24 protein-coding genes and 1 pseudogene are annotated in these 26,077 nt (G+C 68.3%); 23 read left to right on the top strand and 2 right to left on the bottom strand.

All coding sequences use genetic code 11. The features are described 5' to 3' along the window. Window positions 1-47: 47 nt before the first annotated feature. The 3 genes from OG430_RS38635 to OG430_RS38645 all read left to right on the top strand — a co-directional run bounded on the left by OG430_RS38635 (window position 48) and on the right by OG430_RS38645 (window position 3,611). A complete protein-coding gene (locus OG430_RS38635; RefSeq protein ID WP_327357312.1) occupies window positions 48-1,901 on the top strand; it encodes a site-2 protease family protein in 1,854 nt (617 codons plus the stop codon). 62 nt (window positions 1,902-1,963) lie between these two features. Beyond that, window positions 1,964-2,869, top strand: a complete 906-nt coding sequence (locus OG430_RS38640) for a tRNA (adenine-N1)-methyltransferase (RefSeq protein ID WP_327357313.1) — start codon at window positions 1,964-1,966, stop codon at window positions 2,867-2,869. Window positions 2,870-3,041: 172 nt separating this feature from the next. After that, the gene (locus tag OG430_RS38645) at window positions 3,042-3,611 is read left to right on the top strand and encodes a hypothetical protein (RefSeq protein ID WP_327357314.1); all 570 of its coding nucleotides are present in this window, start codon (window positions 3,042-3,044) and stop codon (window positions 3,609-3,611) included. Between the two features lie 84 nt (window positions 3,612-3,695). On the opposite strand, the gene OG430_RS38650 is transcribed toward OG430_RS38645, so the two are convergent. Next, window positions 3,696-4,016, bottom strand: coding sequence for a ferredoxin (locus OG430_RS38650; RefSeq protein ID WP_327357315.1), 321 nt, complete (start codon window positions 4,014-4,016; stop codon window positions 3,696-3,698). A gap of 253 nt (window positions 4,017-4,269) precedes the next feature. On the opposite strand from OG430_RS38650, the gene arc reads away from it, so the two are divergent. The 6 genes from arc (at window position 4,270) to prcA (ending at window position 10,383) form a co-directional block, all read left to right on the top strand. Beyond that, window positions 4,270-6,036: a proteasome ATPase gene (gene arc, locus OG430_RS38655; protein ID WP_327357316.1), complete on the top strand. Its 1,767-nt coding sequence runs from the start codon at window positions 4,270-4,272 to the stop codon at window positions 6,034-6,036. Window positions 6,037-6,282: 246 nt separating this feature from the next. Beyond that, window positions 6,283-7,794: a depupylase/deamidase Dop gene (gene dop / locus OG430_RS38660; protein ID WP_442816637.1), complete on the top strand. Its 1,512-nt coding sequence runs from the start codon at window positions 6,283-6,285 to the stop codon at window positions 7,792-7,794. A 119-nt stretch (window positions 7,795-7,913) separates the two neighbouring features. Beyond that, the gene (locus tag OG430_RS38665; RefSeq protein WP_327357317.1) at window positions 7,914-8,132 is read left to right on the top strand and encodes a ubiquitin-like protein Pup; all 219 of its coding nucleotides are present in this window, start codon (window positions 7,914-7,916) and stop codon (window positions 8,130-8,132) included. Window positions 8,133-8,174: 42 nt separating this feature from the next. Beyond that, entirely contained in the window at window positions 8,175-8,762 is a 588-nt protein-coding gene (locus tag OG430_RS38670; protein WP_327357318.1) for an endonuclease domain-containing protein, read from the top strand. Next, the gene (gene prcB, locus OG430_RS38675) at window positions 8,714-9,559 is read left to right on the top strand and encodes a proteasome subunit beta (RefSeq protein WP_327357319.1); all 846 of its coding nucleotides are present in this window, start codon (window positions 8,714-8,716) and stop codon (window positions 9,557-9,559) included. Before OG430_RS38670 ends, prcB begins: the two co-directional genes overlap by 49 nt. A gap of 62 nt (window positions 9,560-9,621) precedes the next feature. Then, complete coding sequence (gene prcA / locus OG430_RS38680; protein WP_327357320.1) at window positions 9,622-10,383, top strand: proteasome subunit alpha; 762 nt, start codon at window positions 9,622-9,624, stop codon at window positions 10,381-10,383. Window positions 10,384-10,479: 96 nt separating this feature from the next. Here prcA and OG430_RS38685 read toward each other — a convergent pair whose 3' ends face one another. Further along, the gene (locus tag OG430_RS38685; RefSeq protein WP_442816638.1) at window positions 10,480-11,565 is read right to left on the bottom strand and encodes a LacI family DNA-binding transcriptional regulator; all 1,086 of its coding nucleotides are present in this window, start codon (window positions 11,563-11,565) and stop codon (window positions 10,480-10,482) included. A 59-nt stretch (window positions 11,566-11,624) separates the two neighbouring features. Between OG430_RS38685 and OG430_RS38690 the strand changes: the two genes are divergently transcribed. The 14 genes and pseudogenes from OG430_RS38690 (at window position 11,625) to OG430_RS38755 (ending at window position 26,053) form a co-directional block, all read left to right on the top strand. Beyond that, window positions 11,625-12,884: an MFS transporter gene (locus OG430_RS38690; RefSeq protein ID WP_327357322.1), complete on the top strand. Its 1,260-nt coding sequence runs from the start codon at window positions 11,625-11,627 to the stop codon at window positions 12,882-12,884. A gap of 9 nt (window positions 12,885-12,893) precedes the next feature. Further along, window positions 12,894-14,255, top strand: coding sequence for a Pup--protein ligase (pafA, locus tag OG430_RS38695; RefSeq protein WP_327357323.1), 1,362 nt, complete (start codon window positions 12,894-12,896; stop codon window positions 14,253-14,255). 119 nt (window positions 14,256-14,374) lie between these two features. Then, a complete protein-coding gene (locus tag OG430_RS38700; protein WP_327357324.1) occupies window positions 14,375-15,331 on the top strand; it encodes an FKBP-type peptidyl-prolyl cis-trans isomerase in 957 nt (318 codons plus the stop codon). A 90-nt stretch (window positions 15,332-15,421) separates the two neighbouring features. Then, window positions 15,422-15,793, top strand: a complete 372-nt coding sequence (locus OG430_RS38705) for an FKBP-type peptidyl-prolyl cis-trans isomerase (protein ID WP_327357325.1) — start codon at window positions 15,422-15,424, stop codon at window positions 15,791-15,793. Window positions 15,794-15,929: 136 nt separating this feature from the next. After that, window positions 15,930-16,883: a helix-turn-helix transcriptional regulator gene (locus OG430_RS38710; RefSeq protein WP_327357326.1), complete on the top strand. Its 954-nt coding sequence runs from the start codon at window positions 15,930-15,932 to the stop codon at window positions 16,881-16,883. A 19-nt stretch (window positions 16,884-16,902) separates the two neighbouring features. Further along, a complete protein-coding gene (locus OG430_RS38715) occupies window positions 16,903-17,859 on the top strand; it encodes a helix-turn-helix transcriptional regulator (RefSeq protein WP_327357327.1) in 957 nt (318 codons plus the stop codon). Between the two features lie 107 nt (window positions 17,860-17,966). Then, window positions 17,967-18,218 (top strand): hypothetical protein, encoded by a 252-nt coding sequence (locus tag OG430_RS38720; RefSeq protein WP_327357328.1) that lies wholly within the window; start codon window positions 17,967-17,969, stop codon window positions 18,216-18,218. 10 nt (window positions 18,219-18,228) lie between these two features. Continuing rightward, a complete protein-coding gene (locus tag OG430_RS38725) occupies window positions 18,229-18,426 on the top strand; it encodes a hypothetical protein (RefSeq protein WP_327357329.1) in 198 nt (65 codons plus the stop codon). A gap of 211 nt (window positions 18,427-18,637) precedes the next feature. Beyond that, window positions 18,638-18,940, top strand: coding sequence for a Sec-independent protein translocase subunit TatA (gene tatA, locus OG430_RS38730; protein ID WP_327357330.1), 303 nt, complete (start codon window positions 18,638-18,640; stop codon window positions 18,938-18,940). A 53-nt stretch (window positions 18,941-18,993) separates the two neighbouring features. Then, entirely contained in the window at window positions 18,994-19,956 is a 963-nt protein-coding gene (gene tatC / locus OG430_RS38735) for a twin-arginine translocase subunit TatC (protein ID WP_327357331.1), read from the top strand. A 50-nt stretch (window positions 19,957-20,006) separates the two neighbouring features. Next, a complete protein-coding gene (locus OG430_RS38740) occupies window positions 20,007-20,897 on the top strand; it encodes a diacylglycerol kinase (RefSeq protein WP_327357332.1) in 891 nt (296 codons plus the stop codon). 99 nt (window positions 20,898-20,996) lie between these two features. Next, window positions 20,997-23,807 (top strand): DEAD/DEAH box helicase, encoded by a 2,811-nt coding sequence (locus OG430_RS38745; protein WP_327357333.1) that lies wholly within the window; start codon window positions 20,997-20,999, stop codon window positions 23,805-23,807. Between the two features lie 233 nt (window positions 23,808-24,040). Continuing rightward, on the top strand, window positions 24,041-25,414 hold the full coding sequence (locus OG430_RS38750; protein ID WP_327359426.1) for a cytochrome P450: 1,374 nt from the start codon (window positions 24,041-24,043) through the stop codon (window positions 25,412-25,414). Between the two features lie 153 nt (window positions 25,415-25,567). Then, window positions 25,568-26,053: pseudogene (locus OG430_RS38755) on the top strand (hypothetical protein). The last annotated feature ends 24 nt before the right edge of the window (window positions 26,054-26,077 follow it).

The following is a 26,077-nucleotide window of genomic DNA, read 5'->3' on the forward strand; positions in this document are numbered from 1 at the left end:
GACACGGCGGCGAGAGACGCTGCGCACGAGTTAACTGAGGGGACACAGTGGACGAAAGCGGCGAGAGCGGGCGGCCGCACTCCGGCAGCGGGGGACCGGCCCCCGATACCGGAAGCGCGGACCCGACCACCGGAAAGAGCGCATCGCCGCGCGCCGAGGACCCGGAACGCCCGCACGAGCCGGCCGGTCACCGCCCGCTCGGGGACGAGCCGACCCGGCCGCCCACCGACGACCGGCCCTCGCAGGACCAGCCCGGCGAGGAGCCCGCCACCGTGCACCAGCCCGACCCGCAGAACACCGACGCGCAGCAGACCCCGCAGCCCGCACGAGCCGCCGGCCCGGACGACGGCGAGCACACCCGGCAGCTCACGGACGACGGCCCCACGCCGAAGCATCCCGACGACGGGTCTACGGCGCAGCTCCCCGAGGCCGGGCCCGCGCAGCCTCTCGCCGACTCCCACGCGGACCGGCAACACAGCGACGGGCCGCCCCAGCAGGCGCGTACCGACGACAAACCGGCCGACGAAGACGGCAGCGACCGGAAGCCCGCCGACGACCGACCGGGCGAGACCCGGAGCGCCCCCCAGGCCTCACGGCCTCCCGCCCCGCAGCCCCCCGCCGCCGCACCACCGACGACGCCGTCCACCCCTGTGGACCTGCACCCCAACCGCGAGTTCGCCCAGGCCAAGCCCACCGGCACCGGCGGCACCACCCCCGGCCCGGGCAGCGGCAAGCCCGCACGCGGCCGTGAACCCGGCGGCGGACTGCTCATGGGCCGCCCCTTCGGCGTACCCGTCTACGTCGCCCCCAGCTGGTTCCTCGTCGCCGCCCTCATCACCTGGGTCTTCGGCGGCCAGCTCGACCGCGTACTGCCCGAGCTCGGCGCCGCCCGCTACCTCGTCTCCCTCTTCTTCGCCGTCGCCTTCTACGCCTCCGTCCTCGTCCACGAACTCGCCCACACGGTCGTCGCGCTCCGCTACAAGCTCCCGGTCCGCCGCATCCAGCTGCAGTTCTTCGGCGGCGTATCGGAGATCGAGAAGGAATCGGAGACCCCGGGACGCGAATTCACCCTCGCGTTCGTCGGCCCGCTCCTCTCCCTCGTCCTCGCGGGCGTCTTCTACGCCGGCATGCAGGCCGTCGAACCCGGCACCGTCCCCGGCGTCCTCCTCGCCGGCCTGATGATCTCCAACCTGATCGTCGCCGCCTTCAACCTCCTGCCCGGCCTCCCCCTCGACGGCGGCCGCATGCTCCGCGCCGTCGTCTGGAAGATCACCGGCAAGCCCATGAGCGGCACCATCGCCGCCGCCTGGGTCGGCCGCGCCCTCGCCGTCGCCGTCCTCATCGGACTGCCCCTGCTCACCCAGTCCGGCGCCCTCGGCGACGGCGCTGCCGACTCCGTCGGCATGGACACCGTCATGGACGCGCTGCTCGCCGCGATCCTCGCCGCCATCATCTGGACCGGCGCCGGCAACAGCCTGCGCATGGCCCGCCTGCGCGAACACCTCCCACAGCTGCGCGCCCGCACCCTCACCCGCCGCGCCGTCCCCGTCGAGTCGCACACCCCGCTCTCCGAAGCACTGCGCCGGGCCAACGAGGCAGGGGCCCGCGCCCTCGTCGTCGTCGACGGCCACGGCGACCCGACCGCGATCGTCCGCGAAGCCGCCATCGCCGGCGTCCCCGAACACCGCCGCCCCTGGCAAGCCGTCAGCGGCCTCGCCCAGGACCTCACCGACGGCATGCGGGTCTCCGCCGAACTCGCCGGCGAGGAACTCCTCGACACCCTGCGCGCGGCCCCCGCCACCGAGTACCTCGTCGTCGAGGAGACCGGCGAGATCTACGGCGTACTCTCCACCGCCGACGTGGAGCGCGCCTTCGTCAGGGCCATGGCCAGGCAGAACTGACCAACCCCCGCGCGCCACCGCTCGTGGTCGGCCGCGCGGCGGTGGCCCGGTACTCTGGTCACATGTCCGAACCGACCGGTGCCGCCCGCAGGCGCGGGCCCTTCAAGGTCGGGGACCAGGTTCAGCTGACCGACCCCAAGGGCCGCCACTACACGTTCACGCTCGAGGCCGGGAAGAATTTCCACACCCACAAGGGTTCCTTCCCGCACGACGAACTGATCGGCTCCCCCGAGGGAAGCGTTGTCCGCACCACGGGGAACGTCGCCTATCTCGCGCTGCGCCCCCTGCTCCCCGACTACGTCCTGTCCATGCCCCGCGGTGCCGCCGTGGTCTACCCCAAGGACGCGGGGCAGATCCTGGCCTTCGCCGACATCTTCCCCGGCGCCCGCGTCGTGGAAGCGGGAGTCGGCTCCGGCTCGCTCAGCAGCTTCCTGCTGCGCGCCATCGGCGACCACGGCATGCTGCACTCCTACGAGCGCCGCGAGGACTTCGCCGAGATCGCCACGCAGAACGTGGAGCGCTACTTCGGCGGCCCGCACCCCGCCTGGCAGCTCACCGTCGGCGACCTCCAGGACAACCTGTCCGACACGGACGTCGACCGCGTCATCCTCGACATGCTCGCCCCGTGGGAGTGCCTGGAGGCCGTCTCCAAGGCGCTCGTCCCCGGCGGCATCCTGTGCTGCTACGTCGCCACCACGACACAGCTCGCCCGCACCGTCGAGTCCATCCGCGAGATCGGCTGCTTCGCCGAGCCGCAGCCGTGGGAGTCGATGATCCGCAACTGGCACGTGGAGGGCCTCGCGGTCCGCCCCGACCACCGGATGATCGGCCACACCGGCTTCCTCGTCACCGCCCGCCGCCTCGCGGACGGCGTCGAGCCGCCCATGCGCCGCCGCCGCCCCTCCAAGGGCGCCTACGGCGACGACTACACGGGCCCGAACGCCGACGGCGGCACCCCCAGCGCCTGACCCCCTCAACACAACGACGCCGCCGCTGAGTTCCGTACGACCGTACGGAACTCAGCGGCGGCGTCATCACGTTGCACCACAACACCCCGGACCCCGGCGTTCCACCTCACTGTGACGTATGGCACCATGCTGGACACCCCCACCGGCACAGCCCTCACAGGAGACACTCCTAGTGCAGCACCCCGCCGTCCCGGAACTCGCCCACACCCACACCCGCCCCGTCCACTGGCTCGCCACCGCCGCAGCCGTCGCCGCCGTCATCGCCGGCTCCTCGGTCCTGCAGCCGGAAGCGGCCACCGCGGCCGCCCGGCCGGGCCCCCCGGTCAGCGCGGCCACCGCACCCGACCCGAACACCGTCACCTTCCCCATGAACTGCGGTCGCAGCAAACCGGAGATCCAGAAGAAGGCCACTGGAGACCTGGACGGAGACGGCCAGGCCGAAACCGTCGCCGTGGTCCGCTGCACCGCCGGCTCCGGCACCCCGCCCAGCGGGATCTACGTCATCACCAAGCCCCCCGCCGGCAAGCCCCGGGTCGTCGCCACCCTGGTCGACCCCAAGGAACGCCTCAGCGTCACCGACTTCGCCGTACGCGACGGAGCGGTCCGCGCCACCCTCCTCGGCTACTCCTCACCCGACGTCCCCCGCTGCTGCCCCGACAAGCAGGACAAGGCCAAGTGGCAGTGGCAGGACGGGACGTTCGTACGCTCCGAACAGTCCTCCTCCGCCGCCCGCAGCGTCTGACCGTACGACCGACAAAGGGCCTCGGCCCGCCGCACTCCGCGGCGGACCGAGGGCCCCTTGCCTGTAACGCTCCGTAAGATCCGACTACTCTGCGTCGGGTCCGTAGACCTCGACCGTGTCCGATACGCGACGTACGTGAATGCAGTCACCCGGGCACTCCTTGGCGGAGTCGGCGACATCCTTGAGGAGCGGTAGAGGTACGCGCGTTGTGGCACCCGGCGCCTGCAGCAGCTCGTCGTCGGCGCTCTTCACATAGGCCAGACCGTCGATGTCCAGCTCGAAGACCTCCGGCGCGTACTGCACACAGATGCCGTCACCAGTGCAGAGGTCCTGGTCGATCCAGACTTCCAGATCCTCACCGGCCACGACTGCGTCCTCGGCCGGAGCCTCCTGCTGCACCGTCATTTCCCCTGCCATTCCTCACGTCGAGCCGTCCAACACAGTGCAAGTCGGGCCACGCCTGACGGGTGTTGAACACTTCGACGATACAACCGCTCGCTTTCCGATGTTGTTCGGTGGGTATTTACCTGGCGTGAGGGAGTACGCAAGGGTGAAGATCGGACACGCCCCAGACGTCTTTGTGATCTAGGGGTTTCAATCCCCACCTGCCCAGGTAGGGTCAGGAAGCGTCCAGCTCCCCTTGGAGGAGGTGAGGACCGTGGCAGCCCACGACGACGACATGAACCGCGGCATCCGCCCGGGTCGAGGGTCCGATGACCCTGCCGGACAGATTGCCTATCTCGAGCAGGAGATCGCCGTCCTGCGACGCAAGCTCGCCGACTCTCCGCGGCATACGAGGATTCTCGAAGAGCGGATCGTCGAGCTGCAGACCAACCTGGCCGGAGTGTCCGCGCAGAACGAACGACTCGCGAACACACTCCGTGAGGCCCGCGACCAGATCGTGGCCCTCAAGGAAGAAGTCGACCGGCTCGCACAGCCGCCGGCAGGCTTCGGTGTCTTCCTCACGGCGAACGAGGACGGCACCGCTGACATCTTCACCGGGGGCCGCAAGCTCCGGGTGAACGTCAGCCCCAGCGTCGAGCTCGAAGAGCTCCGACGCGGCCAGGAACTCATGCTCAACGAAGCGCTCAACGTGGTCGAGGCCATGGAGTACGAGAGCGTCGGCGACATCGTCACCCTCAAGGAAATCCTCGAGGACGGCGAACGCGCCCTTGTGCAGGGGCACACCGACGAAGAACGAGTGGTACGGCTCGCCGAACCCCTCCTCGACGTCGTCATCCGCCCCGGCGACGCCCTCCTGCTCGAACCCCGATCCGGCTACGTCTACGAAGTCGTACCCAAGAGCGAAGTCGAAGAGCTGGTCCTGGAAGAGGTCCCGGACATCGGCTACGAGCAGATCGGCGGCCTGGGCAACCAGATCGAAATGATCCGCGACGCAGTCGAGCTCCCCTACCTCTACCCAGACCTCTTCAAGGAGCACGAACTCCGGCCCCCCAAGGGCGTCCTGCTCTACGGCCCCCCCGGCTGCGGAAAGACCCTCATCGCCAAGGCAGTCGCCAACTCCCTTGCCAAGAAGGTCGCCGAAGTCACCGGACAAGCCCAGGGCAAGAGCTTCTTCCTCAACATCAAGGGACCCGAACTCCTCAACAAGTACGTCGGTGAGACCGAGCGGCAAATCCGCCTCGTCTTCCAACGTGCCAGGGAGAAGGCCAGCGAGGGCACCCCCGTCATCGTCTTCTTCGACGAGATGGAATCCCTCTTCCGCACCCGCGGATCCGGCGTCAGCTCGGACGTGGAGAACACCATCGTCCCGCAGCTCCTCGCCGAGATCGACGGCGTGGAAGGCCTGGAAAACGTGGTCGTGATCGGCGCCTCCAACCGCGAGGACATGATCGACCCCGCCATCCTGCGACCCGGACGACTCGACGTAAAAATCAAGATCGAACGCCCGGACGCCCAAGCGGCCAAGGACATCTTCGCCAAATACCTCACCCAACGCCTCCCGCTCCACGGAGACGACCTGACCGAACACGGCGGCGACCGATCCGCCACCGTCGAAGGCATGATCCAAACCGCCGTCGAGCAGATGTACGCCGAATCCGAGGAAAACCGCTTCCTCGAAGTCACGTACGCCAACGGCGACAAGGAAGTCCTCTACTTCAAGGACTTCAACTCCGGCGCAATGATCGAAAACATCGTCGGACGCGCCAAGAAGGCAGCCATCAAGGACTTCCTCGAGGCCAACCAGAAGGGCCTTCGCGTCTCCCACCTCCTCCAGGCCTGCGTGGACGAGTTCAAGGAGAACGAAGACCTGCCCAACACCACCAACCCCGACGACTGGGCCCGCATCTCCGGCAAGAAGGGCGAGCGGATCGTCTACATCCGCACCCTCGTCACCGGAAAGCAGGGCGCAGACACCGGACGCTCCATCGACACGGTGGCCAACACCGGTCAGTACCTGTAAATGGCAGGCCGGCTGCGGGTGCCCAACGCGGGTACCCGCAGCCGACTGTTTTTCAGGCAACAACCAAGCAACAACCCAAGCCACAGCAATGACTGAATTGATCTCCCCACCAGCGCAAAGGCGTTCTAGGCTCTTCGGTACCGCCGAGTCGCGCAGTGCGGGGACGGGCACCGCACACGCACCGGAGAACCAGCGGTACTTGAGCGCCGCACCCGAACGGGAGCGCCGCCGGGCAAGGAGGGCCGCATGACCGTACGGCGAGTAATGGGCATCGAGACCGAGTACGGAATCTCCGTCCCCGGCCACCCCAACGCCAATGCCATGCTCACCTCGTCCCAGATCGTCAACGCCTACGCGGCGGCGATGCACCGGGCGCGCCGCGCCCGCTGGGACTTCGAGGAGGAGAACCCGCTGCGCGACGCGCGAGGCTTCGACCTCGCCCGCGAGGCCGCCGACTCCAGCCAGCTCACCGACGAGGACATCGGCCTCGCCAACGTGATCCTCACCAACGGTGCACGGCTGTACGTCGACCACGCACACCCCGAATACAGCTCCCCAGAAATCACCAACCCCTGGGACGCCGTGCTCTGGGACAAAGCCGGCGAACGCATCATGGCCGAAGCAGCCGAACGAGCCGCACAACTGCCGGGCGCCCAGCCCATCCACCTCTACAAGAACAACACCGACAACAAAGGCGCCTCCTACGGCACCCACGAGAACTACCTGATGAAGCGGGAAACCCCCTTCTCAGACATCGTGCGCCACCTCACGCCGTTCTTCGTCTCCCGCCAAGTCGTCACCGGCGCAGGCCGCGTCGGCATCGGCCAGGACGGCCACGAACACGGCTTCCAGCTCAGCCAGCGCGCCGACTACTTCGAAGTCGAAGTCGGCCTCGAAACCACCCTCAAGCGGCCCATCATCAACACGAGGGACGAGCCGCACGCCGACGCGGAGAAATACCGCCGCCTGCACGTCATCATCGGCGACGCGAACCTCTCAGAGATCTCGACCTACCTGAAGCTGGGAACCACGGCTCTCGTTCTCTCGATGATCGAGGACAACTTCATCGCCGTGGACCTCGCCGTCGACCAGCCCGTACGCACCCTCCACCAGGTCTCCCACGACCCCACACTGCAACGCCTGGTCACGCTGCGCAGCGGCCGCACCTTGACCGCCGTACAGCTCCAGATGGAGTACTACGAGCTCGCCCGCAAATACGTCGAGGAACGCTTCGGCTCCGACGCCGACGACCAGACCAAGGACGTCCTGGCCCGCTGGGAAGACGTACTCGGCCGGCTCGAGACCGACCCCATGAGCCTCTCCGGCGAACTCGACTGGGTCGCCAAACGCGAACTCATGGAGGGCTACCGACGCCGCGACAACCTCGACTGGGACGCCGCACGCCTCCACCTCGTAGACCTCCAATACGCCGACGTACGCCCCGAGAAGGGCCTCTACAACCGCCTCGTGGCACGCGGCAAGATGAAGCGGCTCCTGGACGAGACCGACGTCGAGCGGGCCGAGACCAAGCCGCCCGAGGACACCCGCGCGTACTTCCGCGGGCGCTGCCTCGAGCAGTACGCGGACGACGTGGCCGCAGCCTCCTGGGACTCGGTGATCTTCGACCTCCCGGGCCGCGATTCGCTCCAGCGGGTCCCAACCCTGGAACCGCTTCGCGGAACGCGTAATCACGTGAAAGAGCTCCTGGACAGGTGCCGGACCGCGGAAGACCTGGTGCGGGTGCTTTCCGGCGGCTGAAAGAGTCCCGGTGGGGAATCACTGGGGTGAGCCCCGGACGTTGAGTAAGTACGGGGCCAATGTCGGACCCTGGGCGTAGGGTCTGATCAAGAACGTCGACACCGAGCGGGGTGAGTCACATGGCGACCAAGGACACCGGCGGCGGACAGCAGAAGGCGACGCGTTCTACGGAGGAAGTCGAGGAGGTTGCGGAGGACACGCAAGCTACCGAGGACCTCAAGGAGCGGCAGGAGAAGCTGAGCGACGACGTCGACTCGGTTTTGGACGAGATTGACGACGTCTTGGAGGAGAACGCGGAGGACTTCGTGCGCTCCTTCGTTCAGAAGGGTGGAGAGTGATTTCACCTTCGAATCTAAGGTTGCGGGCGTAGGGGAGGGGTCTTGTCGGAGGCTCTCAAGCGGTGTGCGAGATGCCAAGAGCGCAAGCCGCGCGAGGCGTTCGCTGCGAATCGATCCCTGCGTGACGGACTGCAGGTCTACTGCAGAGAGTGCACTGCCGAGTATCACCAGGAGCGTCAGAAGGCGAAGGGCAAGAACGTTCGCCCCAAGGTGGCAGCTCCGACCGGCCACAAGTATTGCCGCAGGTGTGGGGAGATCAAGCCTCATGCCGAATGGGACCGCAACAATACGGCCTCCGATGGCTTGTCCACTCGCTGCAAAGCCTGTCGAGCCATCGAAGGTCGTGCGGGCCACCTCAAGCGCCAATACGGCATCACCGAAGCCGAACGCGACGAGATGATTGCAGCCCAGAAGGGCCTCTGCGTGATCTGCCTCGAAGCTCCCGCCGTGCATGTGGATCATTGCCACGAGACGGGTAAGGTCCGAGGCGTACTGTGCTTCAACTGCAATTCAGGTATCGGCAAGTTGGGGGATGACCCCGACAAGACCCGCCGAGCCACCGCTTACCTGGAAGGAAACTCGTGGAAGCCAATCCTCGTAGCACCGGGCGTCTACCAGCTGCCTTCCTGACGCCTGGGTCGTCGTCCTTCATGGACTTCCTGTCCGAGCACTCGCCGGACGTCCTGCCGGGCAATCGCCAACTCCCGCCCCTGAAGGGCGCGATCGAGGCGCCGCACGGTACGACGATCGTCGGGGTCACGTTCCCCGGTGGTGTGGTGCTTGCCGGTGACCGGCGGGCGACCATGGGGAACATGATCGCTCAGCGCGACATCGAGAAGGTCTTCCCGGCGGACGAGTACTCGGCCGTCGGTATCGCCGGCACCGCCGGTCTGGCTGTTGAGATGGTCAAGCTGTTCCAGCTGGAGTTGGAGCATTTCGAGAAGGTCGAGGGGACGACGCTCTCGTTGGAGGGCAAGGCCAACCGCCTGTCGACGATGATCCGTTCGAACCTCGGGATGGCCATGCAGGGCCTTGCCGTGGTGCCGCTGTTCGCGGGGTACGACGTGGATCGTGAGCGGGGGCGGATCTTCTCGTACGACGTCACGGGCGGCCGTTCCGAGGAGCACGGTTACGCGTCGACGGGCTCCGGCTCGATCTTCGCGCGCGGTGCGATGAAGAAGCTGTACCGCGACGATCTGACGGAGGAGCAGGCCACCACGCTGGTCGTCCAGGCGCTGTATGACGCGGCGGACGACGATTCGGCCACGGGTGGTCCTGATGTGGCCCGCCGTATCTACCCGATTGTCACCGTCATCACCGACGAGGGCTTCCGGAGGCTGTCGGACGATGAGGGCTCGGAGATCGCGCGCCAGATCCTGGAGCGGCGTCTCGAGCAGCCCGACGGCCCGCGTGCCGCGCTGCTCTGACGAGCCGAGCGGAAGCGGAATCCGGAATGTACTCGCCACTGACAGAAAGGGACGGATAGCCGGTGTCGACGCCGTTCTATGTCTCACCCCAGCAGGCCATGGCCGACCGGGCGGAGTACGCCCGTAAGGGCATCGCCCGTGGTCGCAGCCTTGTTGTGCTGCAGTTCGCCGATGGCATCGTGTTCGTCGGCGAGAACCCGTCCCGTGCGCTGCACAAGTTCAGCGAGATCTATGACCGGATCGGCTTCGCGGCCGCCGGTAAGTACAACGAGTACGAGAACTTGCGTATCGGCGGCGTCCGTTACGCGGATCTTCGTGGTTATACCTATGACCGTGACGATGTGACGGCTCGTGGTCTGGCCAACGTGTATGCGCAGACGTTGGGCACGATCTTCTCCAGTGCGGCTGAGAAGCCGTATGAGGTGGAGTTGGTCGTTGCCGAGGTCGGTGACACGGCGGAGGGCGATCAGATCTACCGTCTGCCGCATGACGGTTCGATCGTCGATGAGCACGGTTCGGTGGCGGTCGGCGGTAATGCCGAGCAGATCAGCACCTATCTGGATCAGCGTCATCAGGACGGCATGAGCCTTGCCGAGGCGTTGAAGCTGGCTGTGCAGGCGTTGTCGCGGGAGCCGAACGGCGGTGAGCGGGAGATCCCCGCGGAGCGCCTGGAGGTGGCGGTTCTGGACCGGACCCGCCCGCAGCAGCGGAAGTTCAAGCGCATTGTCGGCCGTCAGCTGTCGCGTCTGCTGGAGGCGGACGGTGCGGCCGGTACGCCGACGGAGGTTCCGTCGGACTCCGAGGAGAACTCCGACGACGAGTAGCCTCACTCGCTCTGGCAGTGTTCGCGCCCCGCGCCGTCTCGTACGGTGCGGGGCGCGCTGCGTTGAGGCCGAAGGCCCCGGGCTTGGGTGGTGCGGTCAGCGGGTGCGTGGTGGCGCTGTGGAGCCGCGTACGACCAGTTCTACGGGGAGGGCGGCGCTGTCCGGTGCTTGGTTGTCGAGTACGGCGAGCAGGGCGTGCATGCCGCGTTCGCCGACTTGTTCGGCGGGCAGGTGCAGGGTGGTGAGTTCGGGGTCGACGGCGGTGGCGAGGGTGAGGTCGTCGAAGCCGGTGACGGAGATGTCTTCGGGGATGCGCAGGCCGAGGCGTCTGGCGGCTTTGCAGGCGCCGGCCGCGATGATGTCGTCGTCGCAGATGAGTGCGGTGGGCCTGGGGGCGGTGCCGAGGGCGTGCAGGGTGGCTTCGAGGGCGCCGGGGACGGACAGGGGTGCGGGGGCGGTGCGCAGCGTGGCGCCGGGTGCCTCGCGCAAGGCGTCGGCGATGGCTCGGGCGCGTACCTGGAACGTCCAGGAGTCCACGTCGGCGGCCAGGTGGAGGAAGTCGCGGTGTCCGAGGGTGAGCAGGTGCTCCGTCACTTGGCGCATGCCGTCTGCGAGGTCGACGTTGACGTGGGCGGCGGCGGTGGGGTCGGCCGGGTCGCTGTCGAGCATGACGAGGGGCAGGTCGGTGCCGCGGATCGTGGTGAGTGCGTCTGCTGCCATGGAGGAGGCGATGACGCCGTCGAGGGCGGCGCGGGCGGAGGCGAAGGGGTCCTTGGCGGGGCCGATGCCTTCGGGGGAGAGGTAGAGGACGACGCCGAAGTCGTGTTCGGCGGCGGTGCGGGCGGCGCCGGTGTAGACGCGGGCGAAGAAGTCGTTGGTGAGGGCGGGGACGACGAAGAGGGCGGTTCTGGTCCTGCCCAGGCGGAGGTTGCGGGCGGCGAGGTTGGGGCGGTAGCCGAGTTGGCGGGCGGCGTCGCGGACCCGGTCGGCGGTGGTGGGGGCGACGCGGCCCTGCCATTTCTCGCCGAGGACGAGGGAGACGGCGGCCTGGGAGACGCCTGCGGCTCGGGCCACGTCCTTGCTCGTGGGGCGGGGCACGGCGGCTCCTTGCTGGGCTGGGCGGGTGGGGCTGGCGGACCTGTGGTGGTGCGGCCTGTGGATGGACCTTTGGACTCCCGTCATGATACGTATAACCCCGGAAGTTATACGTAACACCTCGATGGTGGGGAGAGGGGCCGGTCATGGCTGCGGGATACGCGGAGCTGTTGCGGACACCGCATGCGGCGCGACTGCTCACGGGGACACTGGTGGGCCGGCTGCCCAACGCGACGGCGGCGATCGCGATCGTGCTCTTCGTCCGTGCGGAGGGCGGCAGTTACACCCTGGCCGGTGTGCTCACCGCGGTGTACGGCCTGGCCATGGCGGTCGGTCAGCCGCTGCTCGGCCGCGCAGCCGATCTTTACGGACAGCCCCGGGTGATGCTGCCCGCGTCCGTGGTGTCGGCGCTCGGCATGGCGGCATTCTCGTTGGTGGGGATCGACGCGCTGCCCCTGGCGTACGCGGCCGTGCTGGTGGCGGGTCTGCTGACGCCGCCGCTGGAGGGCGGGCTGCGGGCCCTGTGGCCGAAGATTCTGCGCCGCGAGGACCAGGTGCATGCCGCGTATGCGATGGACGCGGTGGCGCAGGAGGTGATGTTCACCGTCGGGCCGCTCCTGGTGACGGGCATCGTCGCGCTGTGGTCCGAGGCTTCCGGGCTGCTCGTCATCAACGCGATGGGTGTGCTGGGGGCGTTGTCGGTCGTGGTGTCGCGGCCGTCGCGGGACTGGCGGTCCGCGCCACGTGAGGCGCATTGGCTCGGGGCGCTGCGCTCGCCGGGGCTGCTCGCGCTGCTCGGGTCGTTCTTCTTCGTGGGGCTCGCCATCAACTCGATCACGGTGGCGGCGGTGGTGTACGCGGACGGCAACGGCGGCGACCTCGTCTACGGCCTGCTGATGGCGGCGCTCGGTCTGGGCGCGTTGGTCGGTGGTGTGGGTTATGGCGCGCGGCAGTGGCCGGGAACTCCCGAGCTGCGACTGCGTGTTCTGGTGGCGCTCCTCGCGTTGGGCTATCTGCCGCTGCTGATCGTGCCCGGCGCGGTCGCGATGACGTTCCTGATGGTCGTCGCGGGTGTCTTCCTGGCGCCGACCCTCGCGTGCGGCTTCGTCGTGGTGGACCGGCACGCTCCCGTGGGCACGGTGACGGAGGCGTTCTCCTGGGTGGTGACGACCTTCGGTGTGGGCTCCGCGGTGGGAACTGCGGTGGTCGGTCCGGCCGTAGAGGCGGGCGGCGCACCGCTGGGCTTCGGCGTGGCGTGTGCTGGTGGGGGCGCCGCGCTGCTGGTGTTGCTGGCCACGCGGAGGGTCCTCGCAGGTCCCGGGCGCACCACCGATATCACCAGCTCGTCGGAAAGTGATCGAAACGGTGCTGTCGAACCCGGTTTCAGCACAGGCCATCAGGCGTAATGTTCAGTCATGGACCGCCGCATTTTCGGGCTGGAGAACGAGTACGGCGTCACGTGCACGTTCAGGGGACAGCGCCGTCTGTCACCTGACGAAGTGGCGCGCTACCTCTTCCGCCGTGTTGTGTCATGGGGCCGCAGTAGCAACGTCTTCCTGCGGAACGGCGCCCGTCTCTACCTAGACGTGGGATCGCATCCGGAATACGCAACTCCCGAATGCGACAACGTGACCGAGCTGGTCACCCACGACAAAGCGGGCGAGCGCATTCTCGAAGGCCTGCTCGTCGACGCCGAACGCCGCCTGCACGAGGAGGGAATCGCGGGCGACGTCTATCTCTTCAAGAACAACACCGACTCGGCGGGAAACTCCTACGGTTGTCACGAGAACTATCTGGTGGCCCGGCATGGAGAGTTCTCGCGGTTGGCGGACATTCTCATTCCGTTCCTCGTCACCCGGCAGCTGCTGTGCGGCGCCGGCAAGGTGCTGCAGACGCCGCGCGGTGCGGTGTACTGCGTGAGCCAGCGTGCCGAGCACATCTGGGAGGGCGTCAGCTCTGCCACCACCCGTTCCCGGCCGATCATCAACACCCGCGACGAGCCGCACGCGGACGCCGAGCGTTACCGCAGGCTGCACGTCATCGTGGGCGACTCGAACATGTCCGAGACGACGATGCTGTTGAAGGTCGGCGCGACCGACCTGGTGCTGCGCATGATCGAGGCGGGCACCGTGATGCGGGACCTGACCCTGGAGAACCCGATCCGGGCGATCCGCGAGGTCAGCCACGACATCACGGGCCGCCGCAAGGTGCGCCTGGCCAGTGGCCGGGAGGCCTCGGCGCTCGAGGTGCAGCGCGAGTACTACGAGAAGGCCGTCGATTTCGTCGAGCGGCGCGGGATTCGTACCGGCACGGTCGAGCAGGTCCTGGAGCTCTGGGGCCGCACGCTGGACTCGATCGAGTCGGAGGATCTCGACCGCATCGGCACCGAGATCGACTGGGTCATGAAGTACCAGCTCATCGAGCGGTACCGCGCCAAGCACAACATGACCATGTCCAACCCCCGGGTCGCGCAGATAGACCTCGCCTACCACGACATCCACCGTCGTCGGGGCCTGTACTACCTGCTGGAGAAGAAGGGCCAGACAGCCCGTATCTGCAACGACTTGAAGATCTTCGAAGGCAAGTCGGTGCCGCCGCAGACGACGCGTGCGCGGCTGCGCGGCGACTTCATCCGGCGGGCCCAGGAGCAGCGCCGTGACTTCACGGTGGACTGGGTGCACCTCAAGCTCAATGACCAGGCGCAGCGGACGGTGCTGTGCAAGGACCCGTTCCGGTCGGTGGACGACCGGGTGGAGAAGCTGATCGCAGGGATGTAATCGGCGTTCCGCCGTGAGTGGTGGAACACGCCAAGGGCCCCGCACGTTCCTCGTGCGGGGCCCTTGGCACGCCCTAGAGTGTCGTGGAACTAATGTGCCGTCTGAGATCTGAGGAACACGTGCGCCGACTTGCCGGCCTTGTCGTCATTCCGCTCCTGCTGCTTTCGACAGCGGCCTGCGGTGACGACAAGGGCTCCGATTCCGCCTCCGACTCCGCCTCGACGTCGAACTCCGGTCTGCCCGCGATCACCGCGGGTGCCAAGTTCGGCGAGAAGCCGACCCTGGCCAAGGGCAAGGGCGACCCGGTCAAGAAGCTGAAGGTCGATGTCCTCAGCGAGGGCAAGGGTGAGAAGACCAAGGAGGGCGACGCGGTCCAGGTCAATTACCTGGGTCAGGCCTGGGACTCGGACAAGCCCTTCGACAACAGCTTCGACCGCAAGCAGCCCTTCGACGTGACCCTCGGCGCCGGCCAGGTCATCAAGGGCTGGGACCAGGGTCTGGTCGGCCAGAAGGTCGGCAGCCGCGTCGAGATCGGCATCCCGCCGGAGCTCGGCTACGGCGCCCAGGGCCAGGGTGACATCAAGCCGAACGCCACGCTGGTCTTCGTCGTCGACATCGTGAAGTCGACCACCGTCCCGAAGGCCGCCTCGGGCTCCGAGGTGTCGCAGGACAACATCGACCTGCCGAAGGTCGGTACGAACCTCGACGGCAAGGCCCCGTCGCTGACCATCCCGACGAAGTCGGACCCGCCGAAGAAGCTCGTCTCGAACTATGTGATCGAGGGCAAGGGCGACGTCGTCAAGGACTCCGACACCGTCATCGCGAACTATGTCGCGTCCGTCTGGAAGGACGGCAAGGAGTTCGACAGCACCTACAAGCAGGGTGGCAAGCCCGCGAACTTCCCGATCGGGCAGCTCACCTTCAAGGGGCTGAAGGAAGGCCTCGCCGGCAAGAAGGTCGGCAGCCGCGTGCTGATCGTGGCCCCGCCGGCCTACGCCTTCGGCGACAAGGAGCAGCAGGGCATCCCGAAGAACTCCACGCTGGTGTTCTCCGTGGACATCCTGGCCAAGGTCTGACGTTCGAGGTGGGAGACCCCGGGCAGGGACTGCCTTGTGGGGTGTAAGACTGTCCGGGTTGCCCATTTCGTAGAAGCAGGAGCAATTGACGTGAGCATCGACAAGCCCGAGGTCGACTTCCCCGGCGGCGAGCCCCCGGCCGACCTCGAGATCAAGGACCTCTGGGAGGGCGACGGCCCCGAGGCGAAGGCGGGCGACAACGTCCAGGTCCACTATGTGGGCGTGTCCTTCTCCACCGGTGAGGAGTTCGACGCGAGCTGGAACCGTGGCACCCCGCTGCCCTTCACGCTGGGTGCGGGTCAGGTCATCGCGGGCTGGGACAAGGGTGTGCAGGGCATGAAGGTCGGCGGCCGCCGCCAGCTGGTCATCCCGCCGCACCTGGCGTACGGCGACCGCGGAGCCGGTGGCAAGATCGCGCCCGGCGAGACGCTGATCTTCGTCTGCGACCTGGTCTCGGTCTGATCAGAGCCTGACCAGAAGCGAACAGTTCGAGGGCCCATGCCTGCTGGCATGGGCCCTCGGCTTTTGCCACGACACCCGGGGACGGTACGGTCGACGGTCGTAGAGCAGCACTTCCGGGAGGGTGGAGAGAGCGTCGATGGCGATTGCCAAGGCCGAGCGGTTGATGAATCTGGCGCTGTGCCTGCTCGGGACGAGGCGGCCGCTCAGCAAGCGCGAGCTGCGGGGCTCCATCGAGGCATATCTGGAAGCGAACTCCGAGGACAGCTTCAACCGGATGTTCGAGCGCGACAAGGACGATCTGCGCGAACTCGGCCTGGTCATCGAGACGGTCGAGAACCTCGAGGGGGACATCGGTTATCTCGCCCGCCGGGACAGCAACCGCCTGCCGCCCGTGACCCTCGACGCCGAGGAGGCGGCCGCCCTGGGCCTCGCCGCCAAGGTCTGGCAGCAGGCCCGGCTCGCGGGAGCGGCCAGCGGCGCACTGCAGAAGCTGCGCGCCGCCGGGATGCCGGAGGATGCCGAGCCCGCCGAGGCGCACAGCGCTCTGGAGCCCCGCATCCCCGTGCACGAGGCGGCCTTCGAGCCGTTGATGCTGGCCTGTCGCGACCGCCGCCCCGTCGTCTTCGACTACCGCAAGGCGACCGCCGCACGCCCCGAGACCCGGCAGGTGGAGCCCTGGGCCCTGGAGTGCTGGCGCGGCCACTGGTATCTGGCGGGCTGGGACCGTGACCGGGGCGCCGAGCGTGTGTTCCGGCTTTCCCGGATCACCGGCAAGGTCCGCTCGCGTGCAGCCAAGTTCACCGCGCCCGTGCCCGATGTGGTGACGGTCCGCGAGACCGTCGCGGGCTGGGCCGGGGACATCGCCGACCGCTCCGCCCTGATCAAGCTGCGCTCGGGCTCCGGCTACCCGCTGCGCGCCAAGGCCACGGCGGTGCGCGAACTGGGCGAAGGCTGGGACGAGTTGGAGATCCCGTACGGTCATGGCCTCGATGCCTGGCTCGTGGAGTTCGGGCCCGACGTGGTGGTGCTGGAACCCGCGGAGCTGCGGGCCGATGTGGTGGACCGGCTGCGCGCCGTGGCCAAGGGCTGACGGGGAGACGTACAAGAAAATGGCCACGAACGCGATCGACCAGACCCGCCGGATGCTGTCCCTGGTGACCTATCTGCGTGAGCGCCCCGGCGCGCGCGTGGGCGATGTGGCGCGTGCCTTCGGGGTCACCGAGGACGAGCTGATCTCCGACTTGGACGTGCTGCCGCTGTGCGGGACCAGCTTCCGCGGCGGTGATCTGCTCGACATCGACACCGACGGCGACCGGATCTGGTGGCACAACCCGGACGACGTCGCCGAGCCGCTGCGGCTCGCCGCCGACGAGGCCACCGCGCTGCTCGTGGCCGCGCGTGCCGTCGCCACCCTGCCGGGCCTTCGGGAGAGCGACCGGCAGGCGCTGGTGCGGGCCACCGCCAAGCTGGAGGCCGCCGCGGGGGAGGTGGCGGGGGCCAGCGACCGGCTCTCGGTGACCTTCGAGTCCGAGGGCGGAGTCTTCGCCGAGGTGGACCGCGCGATCTCCGAGCGTCGCAGGCTCTGGCTGCGCTACTACTCGCCCGCCCGCGACGAGCTCACCGAGCGCGAGGTCGACCCGATCCGGCTCTTCGCGGTCGGTCATACGTACATGGAGGCGTGGTGCCGCCTCTCCGAGGCGCGGCGCACCTTCCGGCTCGACCGGGTCGCGGAGATCCGCATCCTGGACGCACCCGCGGCGCCGCCCGAGATCGAACTGCGCGACCTTTCAGAGGGCCTGGTCCAGCCCTCCGCCGACGACCCGGAGGTCGTCATCGAGGTCGGGCCCGGCGGGCGCTGGGTCGCCGAGTACTACCCGCACGACAGCGCGGACGAGCTGGCCGACGGCGGCCTGCGGATCACGCTGCGCACACCGGACCCCACGTCGCTGCGCCGGCTCGCGCTGCGGCTCGGCCGGGACGGGAAGATCGTCTCTCCGCGCGCGCTCGCGGACAGCGCTCAGCAGGCGGCACGCGAGGCCCTCGCCGCGTACGACGGGCAGGAGTAAGGAGCTTGAGGATGTCGGTTTTGTCCGGTACGTCAACGTCTGACGCGTCACGCGTGTCTGATGCATCTGGAATGTCGGGTGTATCCATTACTTCGCTAACGCCCGGAATGATCCCGGTTTCAGGCCCCACGGCAGTGACACCCGTCGTCTTCAAGGCCGCCTGCCCCGACTGCCGGGCCCGCTTCGAACTCGCTGCGGGCGCACTGCGCTTGGCGATCGGCGGCAGCCGCCGTACCACCTTCTACTCCTTCACCTGCCCCGAGTGCGACGCCTCCGTCCGCAAGCCGGCAGGTGAGCGCATCGTCGAACTCCTCACCGGTGGCGGGGTGCGGACGCTGCGGCTGCACTCCACCGTCTAGGCTGACGCGCATGTTCTGGCCGATGCTCGCGATCGCTGTGGGATTCTGTGGGATTGCTGTGCTGGGAGTCCTCGCGGTGCGCGTCTTCATCGAGGTGCAGCGCCTGGGCCGCCAAGTCGCCGACACCGCAGGTCAGATCAACAAGGCGGCCGAAGACCTGGAGCGCGCCGCGGGCGACGTCGCCCGCGCCGGACGGGACATGAGATAGAGGGGGCGCGCCCTCCTTCATCACAGGCCGGGCGGGTACGCTGCTGGGCGTGGCCCCAACAATTGAGGTGGGGGCCGCAACGGGGAGTATGCACAGGCATTGCCCAGCGTTCACCCCTGCGGGTTACGATCGCTGCCAGTGAAGTGGTCGGACACCAGTCCGGCGGACTGGCGGCACCACCCCAACTGCCTCAGTGAGAAGGAAGTAGCACATGATCGGCAATCTGAAGCCTCTCGAGATCGTTCTGATCATCGCTGTCATCCTGTTGCTGTTCGGTGCCAAGAAGCTTCCCGACATGGCCCGTTCGCTCGGCAAGTCCGCCCGCATCCTCAAGAGCGAGGCCAAGGCGATGAAGAAGGACGGCGAGGACCCGACCACCACGCCGAACGCCACCGACCAGACCGCTCAGCAGCAGGCCGCCCCGCGGACGATCCAGGCCGCGCCCGGCGATGTGCAGAGCTCCCGTCCGGCCGCGGAGCCGGCGCCGGCTCCGAACCAGTCCACCCAGAGCTGACAGGATTCACTGACGGCCACTGACGGCTGCCGCACGAGACGAAGGAACGTGGGTTGCTCAAGTCTGCCCGCCGTAGCAAGCAGTCGAAGTCGAAGGATCCAGAGGGCCGGATGCCTCTGGGCGAGCACCTTCGGGAGCTGCGCAACCGCCTGATGAAGGCGGTTCTGGCGATCGTCGTGGTGACGATCGTCGCTGCCTTCTACCAGAAGCAAATCTTCGACTTCCTTCTGCGGCCACTCCTCGACTCGGTCGGCTGCCCGGACGGCGCGAAACTCACGGCCAGCGGCAGGCCCTGCGCCATCATCAAGACCGACACCCTGCTGTCGCCCTTCACCATCGCGCTCAAGGTCGCGCTGATGAGCGGTGTGCTGGTGGCGACGCCGGTCTGGCTGTACCAGCTGTGGGCTTTCGTGGCTCCCGGCCTGCACTCCCACGAGCGGAAGTACGCCTACGCCTTCGTGGCGGTCGGCGCCCCGCTGTTCGTGGGCGGCGCCTGGGTCGCGTACGCGATCATTCCGCAGACCGCGGAGATCATGCTCGGGTTCAGCCCGGTGAACGTGCAGAACCAGATCGAGCTGGACGCCTACCTCGACCTGGTCACCCGCATGGTGATCGTCTTCGGCGTCGCCTTCGAGCTGCCCCTGTTCCTGGTCGGCCTCAACATGGCCGGTGTCTTCCCCGGCAAGCGCATGCTCGGCTGGTGGCGAGGCATGGTCATCGGCCTCACCGGGTTTGCCGCGATCGCCACCCCGGGCGGCGATCCGCTCTCGATGCTGCTGCTCGCCGGCCCGCTGTGCGTCCTGTACTTCATCGCGGTCGGGATCTCGCTCGCCAATGACGCGCGCAGGCGCCGCGGCGACCCCGACGCGGGCCTGGACGACGACGAGGCCTCCGACCTCGACCTCACGCCCGAGGGCGTCGGTGACATCGAGCCGGTCTCCGCCTCCGGTGCCCTGCCCGAGCAGGCCACCACGGAGCAGGACCGGCGGATGAACGGCTACGACGACATCACCTGACCCCGTCCCCGAGCTAGGACGGCTCGGAGCGACCTTGTAGGGTCCGCCCCGTGACCAGCGAGATCACCCTCTTCGTCAATCCCACCGCGGGCCGCGGCCGGGGCGCCCACGCGGCGCAGCCGGCCGCTTCGGCGTTGCGGGACGCCGGATTCTCCGTACGCACCGTGCTCGGCACCGACGCGGACGACGCGCTGCGCCGCGCCAAGGAGGCGGTCGCCGGCGGCACCGGGGCGCTGATCGCGGTCGGTGGCGACGGCATGGCGAACCTCGCCCTGCAGGCCGTCGCGGGGACCCGGACCCCGCTCGGGGTGATCGCCGTCGGCACCGGGAACGACTTCGCGCGCGCCCTCGATCTGCCCATACGCAGCCCGGAAGCGGCCGGCCGATTGGCGGCCGAGGCTCTCAAGGGCGGCACCATCCGCGAGGTGGACCTGGGGCGGGTCGGCGGCAAGTGGTTCGGCACCGTGCTCGCCTCCGGCTTCGACTCGCGCGTGAACGACCGGGGCAACCGGATGCGCTGGCCCAGCGGCCGCTTCAAGTACGACCTCGCGATGGTCGCCGAACTCGCCGCCTTCAAGCCCATTCCGTACCGGATCAGACTCGATGACGGGCCCGTCCAGGACGTCGACGCCACCCTGATCGCGGTCGGCAACGGATCCTCGTACGGCGGCGGCATGCGGATCTGCCCGGGCGCCGAGCTCGACGACGGGCTCTTCGACGTCACGGTCGTCGGTGACTGCACGCGCGCGACGCTGCTCAAAGTCTTCCCGCGCGTGTACAAGGGCTCCCACGTGGACCACCCGAAGGTCACCGTCCACCGGGCCGCGAAGATCAGCATCGAGGCGGCCGGAATCACCGGATACGCGGACGGGGAACCGCTCGGACCGTTGCCGCTGAGCGCCGAATGTGTGCCGGGGGCGGTAAGGGTGCTCACCGCGTAGCTCGCTGCGGTGCTGCGCGCCCCCTGGTGCTGCAGGTGCTTGTCCCGTCAACAAAGATCGCGACCAGTGTCAGTGTCGGCGGGTAGGCTCAAGAACAAGATGACAGAGGACCTCTCCCCGGCCGAGCGGTACGCGGCAGCACGCAAGCGGGCTGCCGAGCAGGCCACCGCGCTCGCATCATTCCGCGAGATGTACGACTTCGGTCTCGACCCGTTCCAGATCGAGGCATGTCAGTCGCTGGAGGCGGGCAAGGGCGTGCTCGTCGCGGCCCCGACCGGTTCCGGCAAGACGATCGTCGGCGAATTCGCCGTGCACCTGGCCCTGCTCCAGGGCAAGAAGTGCTTCTACACCACGCCCATCAAGGCGCTCTCCAACCAGAAGTTCGCGGATCTGTCGCGGCGTTACGGCGCGGACAAGGTCGGCCTGCTGACGGGGGACAACAGCGTCAACTCCGATGCGCCGGTGGTCGTCATGACCACCGAGGTGCTGCGGAACATGCTGTATTCGGGCTCGCAGTCGCTGCTCGGCCTCGGCTATGTGGTGATGGACGAGGTGCACTACCTCTCCGACCGCTTCCGTGGCGCCGTCTGGGAGGAAGTGATCATTCACCTCCCGGAATCGGTGACCCTGGTGTCGCTTTCGGCCACGGTGTCCAACGCCGAGGAGTTCGGCGACTGGCTGGACACGGTCCGCGGCGACACGGACGTCATCGTGTCCGAGCACCGGCCGGTCCCGCTGTTCCAGCATGTGCTCGCCGGACGCCGGATGTACGACCTCTTCGAGGAGGAGTCGGGGTCCAAGAAGCGTGAGGTCAATCCCGATCTGACGCGGATGGCTCGGATGGAGGACAGCCGTCCCTCGTACCGTGACCGGCGACGCGGACGGAACATGCGCGAGGCCGACCGCGAGCGCGAGCGCCGCCAGAGATCGAAGATCTGGACGCCGGGCCGGCCCGAAGTCATCGAGCGCCTCGACAACGAGGGACTCCTTCCGGCCATCACCTTCATCTTCAGCCGCGCCGCGTGCGAGGCCGCCGTACAGCAGTGCCTGTACGCGGGACTTCGGCTGAACGACGAGGACGGGCGTCGGCGGGTACGCGAGATCGTCGAGGAGCGCACGGCGTCCATCCCGGACGAAGACCTGCATGTTCTGGGGTACTTCGAGTGGCTGGAGGCCCTGGAGCGAGGCATCGCCGCGCACCACGCGGGCATGCTGCCGACCTTCAAGGAGGTCGTGGAGGAACTGTTCGTACGCGGCCTCGTCAAGGCCGTGTTCGCCACCGAGACGCTTGCGCTCGGCATCAACATGCCCGCGCGTTCGGTGGTGTTGGAAAAGCTCGTCAAGTGGAACGGCGAGCAGCACGCCGACATCACGCCCGGTGAATACACCCAGCTGACCGGGCGTGCCGGGCGCCGGGGCATCGATGTCGAGGGGCATGCTGTCGTGCTCTGGCAGCGCGGCATGAACCCCGAGGCGCTCGCCGGCCTCGCGGGCACCCGGACCTATCCGCTGCGGTCCAGCTTCCGGCCCTCGTACAACATGGCCGTGAACCTGGTCGAGCAGTTCGGCCGGCACCGCTCGCGCGAACTGCTCGAGACGTCCTTCGCACAGTTCCAGGCCGACAAGTCGGTCGTCGGGATCTCCCGGCAGGTGCAGAAGAACGAAGAGGGGCTGGAGGGCTACAAGGAGTCCATGACCTGCCACTTGGGCGACTTCGACGAGTACGCAGCTCTGCGCCGCGAGCTCAAGGACCGCGAGACCGACCTGGCCAAGCAGGGCGCCTCGCAGCGCCGGGCCGCGGCGGCGGCCGCCCTGGAGAAGCTCAAGCCCGGCGACGTCATTCATGTGCCGACCGGGAAGTTCGCGGGGCTCGCCCTCGTGCTCGATCCCGGGCTTCCTGCCGGTCGGTCCAACGGGCACCGTGGCTTCGAGCAGGTGGACGGGCCGCGTCCGCTGGTGCTCACCGCCGAGCGGCAGGTCAAGCGGCTCGCGGCGATGGACTTCCCGGTTCCGGTCGAGGCGTTGGACCGGATGCGGATCCCCAAGTCCTTCAACGCCCGCTCCCCGCAGTCCCGTCGGGACCTCGCGTCGGCGCTTCGTACCAAGGCAGGGCACGTGCGGCCCGAGAAGCACAAGCGCGGGCGCGCCGCCGCTGCCGACGACCGTGAGATCGCGCGGCTGCGCACCGAGCTGCGGGCCCACCCCTGCCACGGCTGTGACGAGCGCGAGGACCACGCCCGCTGGGCCGAGCGCTACCACCGCCTGATGCGCGACACCAAGCAGTTGGAACGGCGCATCGAGGGGCGTACGAACACCATCGCCCGCACCTTCGACCGCATCGTCGCCCTGCTCAGCGAGATGGACTATCTGCGGGACAACGAGGTCACCGAACACGGCAAGCGGCTCGCCCGGCTCTACGGCGAGCTGGACCTGCTGGCCAGCGAATGCCTGCGGGACGGCGTCTGGGAAGGCCTCAACCCGGCCGAACTGGCCGCCTGCGTCTCGGCGTTGGTGTACGAGGCCCGGGTCAGCGACGACGCGCTCGCGCCCAAGCTGCCGTCCGGCGCGGCGAAGGCCGCGCTGGGCGAGATGGTGCGGATCTGGGGCCGGCTCGACGCCCTGGAGGAGGAGTTCAAGATCAACCAGGCGGAGGGCGTCGGGCAGCGCGAGCCCGATCTGGGCTTCGCCTGGGCCGCGTACATGTGGGCCTCCGACAAGGGCCTGGACGAGGTGTTGCGCGAGGCCGAGATGCCGGCGGGCGACTTCGTGCGCTGGTGCAAGCAGGTCATCGACGTGCTCGGCCAGATTTCGGCGGCCGCGCCGAAGGAGGGCAGCACCGTCGGGAAGAACGCGCGCAAGGCGGTCGATGCGTTGCTGCGAGGCGTGGTGGCCTACTCGTCGGTGGGGTAGGCGGTCGTCGGCCCGGCCGACTCCGTCGGGTTTGTTGTGGTGCGCCGTTCCTGTTCGTACGGGAGCGGCGCATCGCCATGTCGGCGCGCTTCTCGCCACCTTGAGGTGTCCACGGCGAGGGTTATCCACAGGGTGTTGTCCACAGGGGTGGCGGAGTGTCGGACCCGTCGGGTTCCATGGGGTCACACGCGGCGCACGAGGTGAACGGCGCCACCGGGGAGGGGAGTTCGGCGATGGACACCGAGGTGGGCGGGGACGTCGGCGCGGGAGTGCGGCCGCGGCGGCATGCGGTGGTGCCGGGACCGCGCGGAGTGCCGATGCTGGGGAACCTGCCGCAGTTCGGGAAGGACCCACTTGCCTTTTTCACCCTGCTGCGTGAGCGCGGGGACATGGTGAGCTGGCGGTTCGGCGGGAAGCGCTGTGTTTTCCTGGCCGATCCGGACTGCATAGGAGAGTTGCTGACGGAGGCGGAGGCCGGCTTCGACCGCAACGACCTGGGAATTTCCTTCCGTACGCTCCTCGGCAATGGCGTGGTCGTCGCCAAGGGGGCGGACTGGCGGCGTAAGCGTTCGCTCGTGCAGCCCTCCGTGCGACCCAAGCAGGTGCGGTCGTACGCGGCCACGATGGCGGGCTGCGCCGTGGAGCTCGCGGACCGCTGGTCCGACGGCCAACGGGTCGACATCAAGCGGGAGATGTCCGCCCTGACCCAGCGGATAGCGGTACGCACGATCTTCGGCACCGACAGCGAGGCCGACGCCGAGGCGATCGGCCGGGCCATGGATGTGGCGCAGCGGGAAATAGGGGCGGAGTTCAGGGGGATCGGCGGGCTGCTGCCCGACTGGGTGCCCACCCCCGGGCGGGCCCGGATCAAGAAGGCCGTCAAGGTCATCGATGCCGAGGTCTCCCGGGTCGTGGCCGCGCACCGAGGCGGCGACTCCGAACGCCCCGATCTGCTCAGCCGGTTGCTGGAGGCGCGGGACGAGGCGGGCACCCGGCTCTCGGACAAGGAGATCCGCGACGAGACGGTCACGCTGTACATAGGGGGCCATGAGACGACCAGCAGCGCCCTGGTATGGGCCTGGTACCTGCTGTCCCGCAACCCCCGGGTGCGTGCGGCGCTGGGCGCGGAGCTGGACCGGGTGCTGGGTGAGCGTGAGCCGGGCTTCGACGACTACGGACAACTGCCCTACACCCAGGCGGTGGTGAAGGAGACGTTGCGCCTGTATCCGACGATCTGGCTGCTCACCGGCCAGGCCAAGGAGGGCAGCACGGTCGGCGGCGTGCCGATACCGGCGGGGACCCGGGTGTGGAGCAGCCAGTGGGCCACTCAGCGGGATCCTCGCTGGTACCCGGACCCGGAGGAGTTCCGGCCCGAGCGGTGGGACCCGGACACCGGCGACGACATACCTGAGTACGCGTGGTTCCCGTTCGGTGGCGGACCCCGGGTCTGCCTGGGCGCACGCTTCGCCATGGTCGAGGCGGTGCTGGTCCTGGCCGTGCTGGCGCGGAGGTTCGAGCTGGAGGTGGACCCGGGGGAGATACGACCGGTGCCCACGCTGACGCTGCAGCCGGACCGGGATGTGCTGGGGACGGTGCGGGGGCGGTAGGCGGGGTGGGACTTGTCTGGGCGAGGTTCGTGCCTTGGCAGGTCTTCGTGCCCGGGCAGGGCTCCGCGGGGATGGAGATGGGGGTGGGGGCCCTATGACTTTGGTCAAGGGAATCGGGCTGTGCTGCGGCTGAGTTCCATGGAGGATGGATGAGTGCCGGATCTTCTGTGGGCTGACGTCGAGTGCTTCTTCGACCCCGATCTGACGGGGTCGCTTCCGGATGTGCGGGTGCCCGGAACTTCGGTGGAGGACTGGCAGGCGGTCCTTGATCTCGTAGTTGAGAGCGGCTTGGAAGCACCAATATCTGGTTGGTGATGTCGCCATGCCGCTTCCTCGCTCCAGGGAGGTGCTGTCCCGGCCGCGTGGCGGCGACGGCTGCCGGCTGTGGGTGTGGCCGTCGCCGAACGGGCTCGCTTGTTTCGTTTTCATGCGACGGACGAGATCGACTTCGATGTCGACGTGAGTGACCCGATGGGCCAGGAACGGCTCGACGAGTTCTGTGGGCTTCTACGGGCGATTGGGCGGCGGCTTGGCAAGCCGGTCCTGATGGATCCAGAGGGGGACTACGGGCATCCGGTGTTGGGCTTCGATCCGGAGATCGATCGGGTTGTCCGGCTGGTAGCGCGCTGGGTCAAGTGACCGCACTGGACAAGGGAAGGTAGC

It is taken from the genome of Streptomyces sp. NBC_01304 (genome assembly GCF_035975855.1).
In the GTDB taxonomy this organism is placed as follows: Bacteria; Actinomycetota; Actinomycetes; order Streptomycetales; family Streptomycetaceae; genus Streptomyces.

Bases quoted from the DNA above. Each gene is read 5' to 3' on its own strand.
- OG430_RS38690 (WP_327357322.1), top strand. From the start codon at position 11,625: ATGGCTGCGGGATACGCGGAGCTGTTGCGGACACCGCATGCGGCGCGA.
- OG430_RS38640 (WP_327357313.1), top strand. From the start codon at position 1,964: ATGTCCGAACCGACCGGTGCCGCCCGCAGGCGCGGGCCCTTCAAGGTC.
- OG430_RS38745 (WP_327357333.1), top strand. From the start codon at position 20,997: ATGACAGAGGACCTCTCCCCGGCCGAGCGGTACGCGGCAGCACGCAAG.
- OG430_RS38685 (WP_442816638.1), bottom strand. From the start codon at position 11,565: ATGACGGGAGTCCAAAGGTCCATCCACAGGCCGCACCACCACAGGTCC.
- OG430_RS38650 (WP_327357315.1), bottom strand. From the start codon at position 4,016: ATGACGGTGCAGCAGGAGGCTCCGGCCGAGGACGCAGTCGTGGCCGGT.
- OG430_RS38715 (WP_327357327.1), top strand. From the start codon at position 16,903: ATGGCCACGAACGCGATCGACCAGACCCGCCGGATGCTGTCCCTGGTG.
- OG430_RS38710 (WP_327357326.1), top strand. From the start codon at position 15,930: ATGGCGATTGCCAAGGCCGAGCGGTTGATGAATCTGGCGCTGTGCCTG.
- OG430_RS38665 (WP_327357317.1), top strand. From the start codon at position 7,914: ATGGCGACCAAGGACACCGGCGGCGGACAGCAGAAGGCGACGCGTTCT.
- tatA (WP_327357330.1), top strand. From the start codon at position 18,638: ATGATCGGCAATCTGAAGCCTCTCGAGATCGTTCTGATCATCGCTGTC.
- OG430_RS38750 (WP_327359426.1), top strand. From the start codon at position 24,041: ATGGACACCGAGGTGGGCGGGGACGTCGGCGCGGGAGTGCGGCCGCGG.
- dop (WP_442816637.1), top strand. From the start codon at position 6,283: ATGACCGTACGGCGAGTAATGGGCATCGAGACCGAGTACGGAATCTCC.
- OG430_RS38720 (WP_327357328.1), top strand. From the start codon at position 17,967: ATGATCCCGGTTTCAGGCCCCACGGCAGTGACACCCGTCGTCTTCAAG.
- pafA (WP_327357323.1), top strand. From the start codon at position 12,894: ATGGACCGCCGCATTTTCGGGCTGGAGAACGAGTACGGCGTCACGTGC.
- OG430_RS38725 (WP_327357329.1), top strand. From the start codon at position 18,229: ATGTTCTGGCCGATGCTCGCGATCGCTGTGGGATTCTGTGGGATTGCT.